This window comes from Staphylococcus caeli, from assembly GCF_900097965.1.
Lineage (GTDB): Bacteria > Bacillota > Bacilli > Staphylococcales > Staphylococcaceae > Staphylococcus > Staphylococcus caeli.
This window is the reverse complement of sequence record NZ_FMPG01000004.1, coordinates 87919-100918: the sequence shown is the minus strand read 5'-3', so window position 1 is coordinate 100918 and position 13000 is coordinate 87919. Positions and strand designations below refer to the sequence as shown.

Sequence of the window (13000 nt, the reverse complement as noted above, 5' to 3'; positions counted from 1 at the left end):
AAGTTTTAATTTTCTAACTGATTAAAACATAAATTTGATTTGAAACGTTATTTTCACATTAAAATACCCCTGTTTCGCACTTTTATACGAATCAGGGGCGTGTTAAGCTTATTTCTTCTCTTCTTTTTTATTATTACGAACGGACGTTAACCAACCGATAACAACTAATACTATCATGACAGTCCAGAAGATAGATTGCCATAACACACTATGCGGGAAGTGTTCCGGTAAAATTAAAATATCTGGATGTGCTAATACCATCACGACTAATTTTATACCGACCCAACCAACGATAGCAAAGGCTGCGCCTTCGAGTCCTGGATATTTGTTTAGTAAGTTTACAAACCACGTTGCGGCAAAACGCATGATAATTACACCAAACATACCACCTAAGAACATGACTGCAAATTGTCCTAAGTCCATGCCACCAAAATGTATTCCGACTGCTGGTAATGTTACTGCAATAGCAAGTGCAGCAAGCATTGAATCTATAGCAAATGCAATGTCTGCAAATTCAACTTTTAATACAGTAGCCCAGAATGTTTTGGGACTTGCATGAATTTCTGTGCCTTCTTCATCAAAATGATGATCATCCGTGCCATCTTGGTCTTGATGGTCTTTTTCTTTAAAGAATGATATTAAATTCCGTATAGACATATACAATAAGTATATTGCACCTAATGCTTGTATCCACCAGAAGTGTGCAATGATACTAATTAGGAATAGGGAAATAAAACGAAATACAAATGCACCTAGTAAACCATAAAACAGTGCTTTCTTACGTTGCTCTGGCGGTAAATGTTTTACCATTACAGCCATAACTACTGCGTTATCTGCAGCCAACAAACCTTCTAAAAATACAAGTACAACTAGTACCCATAAATAAGGTAAGATCAAACTCGGATCCATACTGGACAACTCCTTTTTAATTAAGCATAAAAAATAGAGACCTAAGCTAAGTTAGTAAATACGGCATATAGCACTATGTAAGTAAACGTTAATGTTAACATTTAAAACTTAGTCTATACTCTTATTCACTATTAGCAAAGGTCTCACTCGACATTGTTATTATGCCCATTTTACCGGAAGCCTAAACTTCGTAATGACGATAAAATGACTATGTTGAAAGGATACATCCAGCACATAAGTTAAATAAATTAACCCTTGAATGCGTGAATCATATATCACTTATTTATAGTTGAGTTACTCCCCTCTGACTACAAAGTCATAGGTATTCTATTAATACAAATATTATACACAAATTTAAATTTTATAACAATCCATATAATTTGATTTCTGGGAATTTTTCTTCAAACCATCTTGTAGCAAATTCATTTTCGAATAAAAATACGTAATTGTCATAGATATCTTTCACTAAAATAGAACGTGATGAACTCATTTTATCTTTGATATCTTCTTCATTTTCTATCCAGCGTGCAATTTTTTGACCAACTGGTTCCATGATAACATCAACATTGTATTCATTTTTCAAACGATGCTCAAAGACTTCGAACTGTAACTGACCAACTGCACCGATAATAATTTGATTCGTATGCAATGCTTTATAATACTGAATTGCCCCTTCTTGTACAAGTTGCTCGATACCTTTATGGAAATGTTTTTGCTTCATTACATTTTTAGCAGAAACTTTCATAAATAGTTCTGGCGTAAATTGAGGCAATTCCTGGAAACTAAATTTCTGGTTGCCACCTACAAGTGTGTCACCAATTTGGTAGTTACCTGTATCATAAAGACCGATAATATCACCCGCTACAGCATGATTGACTGTTTCTTTATCATCTGCCATGAATGATGTGGATCGCGTGATTTTTTGTTTTTTCTTTGTACGTTGTAACGTTACGTCCATACCACGTTCGAAGGCACCACTTACAACACGCATGAATGCAATTCTATCTCTATGTTTTGGATCCATGTTTGCTTGAATTTTAAAAATAAATCCAGAAAAATCAACGTCAAATGGACTTACTTCAACATCCTCATTGGTTTGACGTGCATTTGGCATTGGTGCATGGTCAACGTATGCGTTCAAGAAATTTTGAACACCAAAGTTTGCTAAAGCAGAACCAAAGAATACAGGTGTTAAATCACCACTTAATAATGCTTCATTATCAAATGTTTCACCCGCTTCTTCTACTAACATTAATTCTTCAATAGCTTGTGCGAAGGCACTATCATTTTTCATAGGATGATCTTCTTCTAATTCATAATCATCTTTTAAGTGCAAGACATTTTCTTCATCTCTAAATGGCTCAATTGTATGTGAATCTCTATCAATAATACCGAAGAAATTTTGTCCCATACCGACTGGCCAATTCATTGGATACGTTTCAATTTCCAATGTAGATTCAATTTCGTCTAGTAATTCAAATGGCTCTTTACCGACTCTATCTAATTTATTGATAAACGTAAAAATTGGAATACCTCTCATCTTACAAACTTTAAATAGTTTTAAGGTTTGTGGCTCGATACCTTTTGCACAGTCGATTACCATGACCGCACTATCAACAGCCATCAATGTTCTGTATGTATCTTCCGAAAAGTCTTCATGCCCTGGAGTATCTAAAATATTAATTTTATAATGGTCATAGTCAAATTGCATAACTGAACTTGTAACAGAGATACCACGCTCTTGTTCGACTTTCATCCAGTCACTCGTTGCGAATTTACCACTCTTTTTACCTTTAACTGTACCTGCTTCTCTTATCGCACCACCGAATAATAATAATTTTTCAGTTAATGTTGTTTTACCAGCATCTGGGTGAGATATAATCGCAAAGGTTTTTCTTGATTCTACTTCTTCCTTTATACTCATATATATGCTCCTTTATTTCTCAAATATCCATTTAACGATATCTTCAGCTATTTGCTCTGCCGTCGACTCATCAAGTAATGTAAATAAGTGTATCACAAGTGATTCATGTATATCTTCTTGGTTTGACATTTCAGAAATTTCAACAGACCAATTCATATCAGGAATGGCGATGAGCAATAATTGGTCATCTCTCTGTTCATAGATATACACTTTACCTTTAATTCCTTGATAATTTAATGTTCTAATCTTCACTTGGACCACCACCGAATTTTTCGTATGCTGCTTCTAGTCCGATAAAATCATCACGGTGCGGCACTTTAATATGCCCGGGCATAATTTGGTAAGGTTCACGACCTTTAGATGCTAACACGACCGTATCACCTGGCTCAGCAATTGCTATTGCATGGCGTATCCCTTCAGCACGATCATCAAATTCAATATAATTATCATGTGTCGCACCTTTAGCTAATTCTTGTGTTAACTTTTTAGGATCATCATTAGCTGGATTATCAGGGGTGAAAATGACATAGTCCGCGCGACAAGCAACTCTACCCATTTCTGGTGTTTTAGTTAAATCTCTTTCTCCAGCCATACCGCATAAGAATATCAATTTTTGTTTAGCAAATGGCTGAACCGCGTCAATTAATTTATCCATGCCATCTGCTGTGTGCGCATAGTCGATAATTAAATCTATCGGTAGCGAAGGATCTAGCACTTCTAAACGTCCTTCAACTGGTTCTAAGTGCTCAACTGCACGCACGATATCTGTCAATGAAACACCTTTACTCCATACAGCAATTATTGCTGCCATTATGTTCGATACATTGAACAAACCGACATAGGGCGATTTCACATAAAACGTTCCCTCTGGTGTATTAAAATTAAACGCAACACCTTGTAGGGATTCATTTATCTGACTTGCTGTAAATTGTGCATCATTGGTAACACCGTATGTAAATACTTCATATGGTGTTACAGAAGCTAAGTATTCTGAAAATGTATCATCGTTATTCAAAACAACATACTTCTCTTGTGATAAATCTTCTCCTAATTGACTAAACAATAGCGATTTAGCATGACCATAGGCTTCCATCGTTCCATGAAAATCTAAATGATCCTGTGTTAAATTTGAAAAAATAGCGACATCAAAATCCACACCACGTAATCTTCCTAGTGATAAACCATGACTAGAAACTTCAAGTGTCATTGCTTCAGCTTCTTGTTCAACAGCTTCATTTATTTTCTTTGTGAGAGATACCGTTTCAGGTGTTGTATTTGCACCTTTTGATTTCTTTTCATTAATTTGAAAACCATTTGTACCTAAGTATGCACTGCCTTTACCTAATTTTCTATATATGTGATGAATCATCGTAGCAATGGATGTCTTACCATTCGTTCCTGTCACCCCATAAGTCACGAGATGTTTGCTAGGATAGTTAAATAATGTATTTGCTAATAAACTAGCTACACGTAACGTATCAGGTACTACAACTTGTGTAACATCACCTTCTAATTCTTGCTTGTGATTGACGATAATGATTTGGCAACCTTGTTCAACAACATTTTGACAAAATCTATGACTATCAACCGTATATCCTTTCGAGGCAACAAAAATACTACCTTGTTGTGCCGTACGAGAGTCCGTAGTTATATCTGTTACATTTCTATCTAACGTACCTATAACTTGTTTTACTCTTATTTTTTCAAACAACACGTTTGCTTCCAACATCTATCGCTCCTTTATTTCCAATACTTCTATTATACACATTTTCAATTGTTTTTATAGAATCTCTTCTCATGTTTATATTAATTACTTCCTATTATATATAATGTCAATAGCTTCAAAATCTATGATTAGTTATTTATTGTTAATATATTGTTGTCTCAATGTTAATATTTTCTATTTTTTTCTTAAAATCGTATATTGGCAGTATACTTCTATATTAATAATGGTATTGTATAGGTAACAACAGCATATTTTTATTACAAATTAATTTCCAATACAGTATGTATCATTTCACAACTGTTTGTAAAATGATATAATCATTATTAATTGTGTGTTTTTTCTTTCACGCATTAAAAAAATGCGTTAAACTTAGCTTGAGCTAAATATAATCTATTGGAGGGTGGCTTTTAATGGTTACTCAAAATAAAAAAATACTGATAATTACTGGATCTTTTGGTAATGGACATTTACAAGTTACTCAAAGTGTAGTGAACCAATTTAAAGAAATGAATCTAGACAATTTAACAGTTATCGAACATGATTTATTTTTAGAAGCACACCCAATCCTAACTTCTATTTGTAAAAAATGGTATATCAACAGCTTTAAATATTTTAGAAATATGTATAAATCTTTTTACTATAGTCAACCAGACAAATTAGATAAATGTTTTTATAAATATTATGGCTTAAACAAATTAATTAATTTGCTTTTAAAAGAAAAGCCCGACTTAATATTGCTTACATTCCCAACACCGGTCATGTCTGTGTTAACTGAACAATTCGATATGAATATTCCGATTGCGACAGTTATGACAGATTATCGTTTGCAGAAAAACTGGATTACACCTCACTCTCAAAAATATTATCTGGCAACAGAAGAGTTAAAAGAAGAGCTTGCAAGCATCGGTATTCCTAAAAATAAACTTAAAGTTACGGGTATTCCAATTTCTGATAAATTCGAAAGAAATGTAGATCAACATGCTTGGTTAAGACAAAACAATCTTGATCCAAACAAACCGACAATCTTAATGTCTGCTGGTGCTTTCGGTGTATCTAAAGGTTTCGGACCAATGATACAAGATATATTAAATCGCAGTCCACATGCACAAGTAGTAATGATTTGCGGTAAAAGTAAAGAACTTAAACGTTCGCTATCTGCACAATTTAAGCACTATGATAACGTTCTTATTCTTGGCTATACGAAACATATGAATGAATGGATGGCCTCAAGTCACTTAATGATTACGAAGCCGGGTGGTATCACAATATCGGAAGCATTAACACGCCAAATCCCGATGATATTCTTAGACCCAGCTCCAGGTCAAGAACTTGAAAATGCGGTCTATTTTGAAGAAAAAGGTTATGGCAGAATTGCTAAAACACCTGAAGCTGCTGTTCAACATGTTGCTTCATTAACAAATGAACCAGAAAAACTAGCAACAATGTCTCAAGCAATGGACGCATCACGTATTCCATATTCGACATATAAACTATGTAAAGATTTATTAAATTTACTTAATCATTCATCACATTATGAAGAAGTTTATGGAAAGGTTCCTTTATATGCAAAGCTCTTCGTTAAATAATCATAAATCAAATAAAAATTTCATAATCATGCTAATTATCTTATTCTTAATGGAATTCGCACGCGGTATGTACATACTAAGTTATTTAGCATTGCTTCCAACAGCAACTTCTATCGCGGTAGGTATTACATCTATCGCTATTTCTATACATTTTATAGCAGACGCAACCACAAATTTCGTCATAGGGTTCCTGCTTAAACGTTTAGGGACAAAAGTCGTACTAACGTTAGGTTTCCTACTCGCCTTCGTCAGCCTGTTCTTTGTGATTTGGTTCCCTACTTCGCCATTTGTTTTGATTACTAGTGCAATACTGCTCGGTATTGCGGTAAGTCCAATTTGGGTCATTATGTTGGCAAGTGTCGATGAAAAAAATCGTGGTAAAGAAATGGGCTATGTATATTTTTCTTGGTTATTAGGTCTACTCGTTGGTATGGTAGCAATGAATGTGATATTCAAATTCCATCCAACACAATTCGCCTTTTTAATGTCACTAGTTGTATTGATAGCTTGGATTCTATACTATTTCGTAAAAATACAACTCACCAACTATAATACACGCCCAGTGAAACAACAATTGGGTCAAATCGTAAATGTTACTAAACGACATCTCATACTTTTCCCTGGTATCTTATTGCAAGGTGCATCAATTACTGCGTTAGTGCCTATCTTACCTACTTATGCTACAAAAGTTGTTGGCGTTTCTACCTTGGAATATACATTTGCACTCGTATTCGGAGGTATTGGTTGTGCAATTTCAATGCTCTTTTTATCAAAAATTATAGATAATCATGGTAAACAATTTATGTATGGTATTATTCTCGCAGGATTCTTCCTATATACAGTGATGATTTTCGCATTATCATTGATTACCAATATTACGCTTGTGTGGATATTAGCTGTATTTATTGGCTTGATGTATGGCATCTTGCTTCCTGCATGGAATACCTTTATGGCGAGTCATATTCACTCCGAGGAGCAAGAAGAAACTTGGGGCGTCTTTAATAGCGTTCAAGGGTTCGGTTCGATGATTGGTCCACTTGTTGGAGGTCTCATTACAGAATTCACAAGATCAGTAAATAATACATTTTATTTCTCAGCATTAGTATTTTTATTCTTAGCTGTTTTTTATGGTATTTACTTTATTAAATCTAAACGTTCAGTACATTCAAAATAAAACATAATGATTATTTAAATATAGCAAAAAGCACCATAATGGCATTAGAAACTAATCTAATATCATTATGGTGCTTATTTAATGCCTCGTTGTATCATAAACTATGATTTTAAAAAATGGTTAAGTTTTACGCTAAGTTAAAGTTGTCTGATACTTTCCATTTTTCTTCTTGCTCATCATAATATACAAGTGACAGTTGTTCTATTGTTTCTTTGTAGTCAATTCCGGCTAATTTCAATTGTCCATAAATATCTTCGAACTCTTGACTTGTTAAGCCTTGGGCAATTGTAAAGTGTGGCACGAATGTATGATCTGCGACACCATAGAAATCACCTTTATTGAATTGATTAAATAATTTTTCTAAAGCTTCTGTTTTTTCAACTTTAAAATAAATAACATTAGTGATTGGCGCAAAATTTGAAGCTTTTGTCGCATGTACATCAATCGTCGGAATGCCTTCGATTTTTGATTTAATTGTCTCTTTAACTGACTCTAAATCACCATCGTTTATTTTAAACTGCCCCTTAATCGTAATATGCGGCATAATTGACGCATAATGAGCATCATAACGCTTACGATATGCATTCACTTCATCTTGAAATGCTTTTGACGGAATTAATGCTAATCCTAAAATCATTTAAATTCCTCCTTTGTTTTACATAATTTCATTATATCAAATTTCTGAAAAATTCGTTACTCTAAAGTAAATTTAGTTCAGAATATTAAAAAGAAATATTATCTGATAAAAAATGTTTTAACAAATCACTAAGTAATGGCTTCCATGACTTCCACTGATGACCTCCATCAAATTCAACATATTGATATGTAAAGCCGTGTTGTTCAATGATTTGATTTAATTCACGATTCGGCGTTAGAAAATCTGCACGTTTACCAGATGTTGGTAATTTGAAATCTGCTTCGCCCAAACCGACGGCATGCCAAATTGATAATTGCTCTGTATATTGGCAACGTTCTATTAGTACTTTAATATTTTCATCATGTTGAGGACTTAATAACCCTACTTGACTGAAAATACGCGGATAAGATAATGCAGTCATTAAAGCGACACTTCCTGCCAAACTGTCTCCCAGTAGTATTCGCGCATTCCCTACTTTAAAAGTTGGAAACGTTTGATCTATAAATGGTAGTATCTCATTGGCCATTGCTTTAACAGTTAATGGTGTGCGTTCACCTTGTGGATGAAATTCTGCACGTCTTTTCTCAACATCTTCATAATGAAAGCCTACAAATATTGCACGTTCAACTTCATTGGTTTCGCGTAATGATTCGTAGGTTCTATGAATTCTACCGAAACTGAAAAAATCTGCTCCATCAAAACAAAAGACAACTTTATATTTAAATAATTCTGTAAAATCTTTCGGTATATAAATCGATAACGTGACATCTCTTTCTAAGATTTCACTTGGAAAATTAATCTTATTGATACGTCCTGGTTGAAATTCATACATAAATCATACGCCCCCTAGTAGTCTTAATGACATTGTACCAAGAGACGCATGATTTTAAAATAAAGCGATGTTAATCTTTACAATATTATTCATCTAATTTTGATTTTTCTAATCGTTTTGGATAATCTTTTAACCAAAATATTGCATTTGGTAATTTTTTAGCATCAGGTTTATAAATAGCATTTCTACCGGATCCAAGTTGTTTTTTCTGCATTTCATAGTCTTTCAATGCATGTAATGCAGGTTTGTGTAATATCCAAATAGCAATAATATTCAACCATGCCATCATTCCTACGCCTAAATCACCCATCTTCCACGCAATATCCGCAGTCTTGATTGCACCGTAGACAGTAGCAATAATCAGTACAATACGGGTCACATTGATCCAAAAGAATGTCATTCGTCCTGATCCTTTACGCGTCAAGTAAGTAATATTAGTCTCTGCAATATAGTAATACGCCAATATAGTTGTGAAAGCAAAGAAGAATAACGCAAAAGCAATGAAGTAAGATCCTATGCCTGAAAATGCTGGGTCAAAATGATAGCCGCTTCCTTGAAACGCTTTATCGATACCTGCTTGTGCATACATCGCCGTTCCTGAATAATCTCTATCCCCATTAGACATTTCCACAAAAATCCCATTATCCTTAATCATACTTGGTTTACCACCAGAAGTAGTACCACCATCTGTGACGTTATATGTACCAGAAAGCAAAATAATTAATGCTGTCGCTGTACAAACAAATAAAGTATCCACATAAACTGAAAATGCTTGAACTAATCCTTGTTTGGCAGGATGTGAAACTTCTGCTGCAGAAGCTGCATGTGGTCCAGTCCCTTGGCCAGCCTCATTAGAGTAAAGTCCTCGTTTTACACCAATTTCTATCATTGCACCTAATATACCACCAAAAGCCGCTTGCATACCAAACGCAGATTTGAAAATAAGCGCAATTAAACCTGGTACTTGTCCAATATTCATAATTATAATAATCACTGCCATTAAAATATATGCAATAGCCATAAAAGGTACAATCGCAGTTGCTGCATTAGCAATCCATTTAATACCACCAAAAATAATTAAACCTAATAAGGCTGCTAAAAATATTGCAATAATCCACGGTTCTAAATGGAACGCATTTTTCATTGAACTAGCAATTGCATTGGATTGAACACCTGGCAATAATAATCCGACAGAAATCACTGTCACTACTGCAAAAATCAAGCCATAAATCTTTCCTAATTTCCCTTTAATCCCATATTCAATATAGAAAGCTGGTCCGCCACGGTATTGCCCTTTTTCCTCACGCTTGTATATCTGACCTAATGTCGATTCTATAAATGCGCTACTCGCACCTAAAAATGCTGTTGCCCACATCCAAAAAACAGCACCTGGTCCTCCAATAAAGATTGCTGTTGAAACCCCTACGATATTACCAGTTCCTACACGCCCTGCTAATGATAATGCAATCGCCTGGAAACTTGAAATACCCGTCGGTGACTTCTCCCCTTGAAACATCAACCTTATCATTTCTTTAAAATGCCTCACCTGGAAAAAACGCATCATTAAAGAAAAAAGAATCCCTGTAATTAGCAACCCATAAACTAACGGCTTGCTCCAAACAATATCATAAAACCAAGTCAAAACACTTTCTAACATAATGTATCCCCCTTGTTGTATCATTATGTAAAATGATATATTTTCAATTATTATACACATATAGAATATTCCGTGCAACGTATTTCATAAGTTATTGTTTTCACAATTTATATATTATAACTGTTAATTAATATAAAATATTTTGGATAACTATCTCTATAAAACAAACTAGTTTCACACGATTATATATAATGGTGGCGTTTTCTCGAAATATAAATAGACAATCACTCTATTTTCATCTTTTGTTCTGACTTTATTTAAGATATACTAAGTAGTACTTATAAATTAAATTTAGGAGGAACCGTCCTATGTTAAACAAGGTTTGGTTTAGAACAGGCATTGCGTTAATCATCCTGTTTGTATTAATCAAATTAGTTATGGAAGTCCATAGCGTCTTCATACCGTTTATTATCATTGTTCAATCGGTATTATTACCTTTATTACTTAGTGGCTTCTTATTCTATATTTGTTTACCATTTCAAAAAATATTAGAAAAGAATAAAGTCCCACGTTGGGGAAGTATCACAATCATCTTCATAGGTTTAATTGTGATTATCGGTATAGTTATTGGTTATATTGGACCATTAATTGCTGCGCAAATTGAAAACTTGATACATCAAATCCCAACATTGCAACACGAAATACAACATATTATTAATTTTGCTTTAGATCAAATGGAAAGATTACCAAATGATGTAACAGATCGTATCAATAAAATGGTGCAGTCATTTAGTAATAGTACAGCAGATATATTATCTAATTCACTAAGCTATATTACTTCATTTATTTCAACATTATTCTTACTCATCATGGTGCCTTTCTTCTTAATTTACATGCTGAAAGACCATGAACGCTTCATTCCTTTTATCGCTAAGTTATTTAAGGGTGACAGAAAAGTATTTATAGTTAAACTTTTAAATGACTTAAACCATACGTTAAAATCTTATATCCAAGGCCAAGTTACAGTCAGTGTTATCTTGGGAATCATTTTATATATTGGGTATACAATCATAGGTTTAAACTATACGTTATTACTTGTCATGTTTGCATGTGTGGCTAACATGATACCTTTCTTAGGACCATGGATGGCTTTCGCACCAGCTGCAATTATTGGTATTATCCAAAGTCCAACGACGTTCATTTGGGTATGTATTATCACTCTAGTTGCACAACAATTAGAAGGTAACGTTATTACGCCTAATGTTATGGGTAAATCACTCAATATTCATCCTTTAACAATCATCGTTGTTATACTTGCTGCAGGTAATTTAGGTGGTTTTGTGCTTATTCTTGTCGCAGTTCCACTTTATGCAGTTATTAAAACAATCGTTCGTAACGTGTTCCGCTATAGAGAACAAATTATAGCTAGAGCAAATAGTGACATTAAAGAATAACACGAAAAAGCGTTCGCTTCGAAATTCAGAAGCGAACGCTTTTATATATATATTATTAGCTTATTTAACGATATGATAACCGCTATCAACGTGAATATTTTCGCCAGTTACACCACTTGAGAAGTCACTTAACAAGTAAGCAGCTGTCTTACCAACTTCTTCTTGGTCTACATTACGTTTTAATGGTGCACGTTCAGAAATTTCTTTCAGTATAGAGTTGAAACCACCGACACCTTTAGCACTTAACGTACGAATTGGTCCTGCTGAAATAGCATTAACACGGATATTATCTTCTCCTAAATCTAGAGCTAAATAACGTACATTTGCTTCTAAACTAGCTTTAGCTACACCCATTACGTTATAGTTTTGAACAGCAAATTCGCCACCTAAATAAGTTGTAGCTACGATACTTCCACCTTCAGGCATTAATTTTTTAGCTTCTCGTGCTACAAGTGTTAATGAATACGAACTAATATCTTGCGCCAACAAGAAACCATCGCGTGATGTATCACTGAAACGCCCACGTAAATCTTCCATATTCGCAAATGCGATTGAATGATAAACTCCATCAATATTTCCTACTTCTTCACCAATTTTAGCAAAGCCATTAATGACGTCATCATCACTTTGAACATCTATTTGATACATATGATGTTCTGCTTGATTTAATTGTTCTACTAATTTTTCCAATTCATTTTTACTGCGTTCTTTACGATATGTAAACACTAACTTTGCACCAAGTTGGTCTAATACTTTAGCTACGCCAAACCCGATACTACGTTTGTTTGCAATACCCATAATGACAAATGTTTTATTCTCTAAATTTAACATGAAAATAACTCCTTTATTTAAATTTCCTTTTTTACATTTAACTGGTTCGAGTTGTTATAAAGCAACAAAATGTTAGTTCTTGCTCGATGCCAATCTCAATATTTCTTATTTTAACATTGGTTTGATTGAATAAACAATTTATTTTACTAACCTTAACGATTTAATACGTTTTCATCTTGAATTTTTACATTCATACTATGATCACGTATTATGATATGCATCGAATTTCTATCATAACAAAGAGCGGCCGCCTCATCTTAGAAGCTCAGCCGCTCTATTATATATTTTAATATCACAATAAGACTTACTGTTCCAAAATGAGAATTGAAC

At 33.9% G+C, this 13000-nt stretch carries 11 protein-coding genes; 3 read left to right on the top strand and 8 right to left on the bottom strand.

Going from position 1 to position 13000, the window contains the following annotated elements:
* Positions 1–108: 108 nt before the first annotated feature.
* The 4 genes from BJS11_RS06565 to BJS11_RS06550 all read right to left on the bottom strand — a co-directional run bounded on the left by BJS11_RS06565 (position 109) and on the right by BJS11_RS06550 (position 4559).
* Positions 109–909 (bottom strand): MeeY/MeeF family manganese export membrane protein, encoded by an 801-nt coding sequence (locus BJS11_RS06565; protein WP_069994904.1) that lies wholly within the window; start codon positions 907–909, stop codon positions 109–111.
* A gap of 361 nt (positions 910–1270) precedes the next feature.
* The gene (locus BJS11_RS06560; protein WP_069994905.1) at positions 1271–2833 is read right to left on the bottom strand and encodes a peptide chain release factor 3; all 1563 of its coding nucleotides are present in this window, start codon (positions 2831–2833) and stop codon (positions 1271–1273) included.
* 12 nt (positions 2834–2845) lie between these two features.
* Complete coding sequence (locus tag BJS11_RS06555) at positions 2846–3085, bottom strand: YueH family protein (protein ID WP_069994906.1); 240 nt, start codon at positions 3083–3085, stop codon at positions 2846–2848.
* The gene (locus BJS11_RS06550) at positions 3075–4559 is read right to left on the bottom strand and encodes a UDP-N-acetylmuramoyl-L-alanyl-D-glutamate--L-lysine ligase (RefSeq protein ID WP_069994988.1); all 1485 of its coding nucleotides are present in this window, start codon (positions 4557–4559) and stop codon (positions 3075–3077) included. Before BJS11_RS06550 ends, BJS11_RS06555 begins: the two co-directional genes overlap by 11 nt.
* Positions 4560–4969: 410 nt before the next feature.
* Between BJS11_RS06550 and BJS11_RS06545 the strand changes: the two genes are divergently transcribed.
* On the top strand, positions 4970–6145 hold the full coding sequence (locus BJS11_RS06545) for a diglucosyl diacylglycerol synthase (RefSeq protein ID WP_069994907.1): 1176 nt from the start codon (positions 4970–4972) through the stop codon (positions 6143–6145).
* Positions 6123–7319 carry a lipoteichoic acid biosynthesis MFS flippase LtaA gene (gene ltaA, locus BJS11_RS06540; protein ID WP_069994908.1) on the top strand — a complete coding sequence of 399 codons (1197 nt, stop codon included), beginning with the start codon at positions 6123–6125 and terminating at the stop codon, positions 7317–7319. Before BJS11_RS06545 ends, ltaA begins: the two co-directional genes overlap by 23 nt.
* 127 nt (positions 7320–7446) lie before the next feature.
* Here ltaA and BJS11_RS06535 read toward each other — a convergent pair whose 3' ends face one another.
* The 3 genes from BJS11_RS06535 to BJS11_RS06525 all read right to left on the bottom strand — a co-directional run bounded on the left by BJS11_RS06535 (position 7447) and on the right by BJS11_RS06525 (position 10445).
* A complete protein-coding gene (locus BJS11_RS06535) occupies positions 7447–7956 on the bottom strand; it encodes a YjcG family protein (protein ID WP_069994909.1) in 510 nt (169 codons plus the stop codon).
* An 85-nt stretch (positions 7957–8041) separates the two neighbouring features.
* Complete coding sequence (locus BJS11_RS06530; RefSeq protein WP_069994910.1) at positions 8042–8788, bottom strand: esterase family protein; 747 nt, start codon at positions 8786–8788, stop codon at positions 8042–8044.
* 85 nt (positions 8789–8873) lie between these two features.
* Complete coding sequence (locus BJS11_RS06525) at positions 8874–10445, bottom strand: alanine/glycine:cation symporter family protein (RefSeq protein WP_069994911.1); 1572 nt, start codon at positions 10443–10445, stop codon at positions 8874–8876.
* 308 nt (positions 10446–10753) lie between these two features.
* On the opposite strand from BJS11_RS06525, the gene cozEa reads away from it, so the two are divergent.
* Positions 10754–11839, top strand: a complete 1086-nt coding sequence (gene cozEa / locus BJS11_RS06520) for a lipoteichoic acid biosynthesis protein CozEa (protein WP_069994912.1) — start codon at positions 10754–10756, stop codon at positions 11837–11839.
* A 60-nt stretch (positions 11840–11899) separates the two neighbouring features.
* Here cozEa and fabI read toward each other — a convergent pair whose 3' ends face one another.
* Positions 11900–12670, bottom strand: coding sequence for an enoyl-ACP reductase FabI (fabI, locus tag BJS11_RS06515; RefSeq protein ID WP_069994913.1), 771 nt, complete (start codon positions 12668–12670; stop codon positions 11900–11902).
* Between the last annotated feature and the right edge of the window lie 330 nt (positions 12671–13000).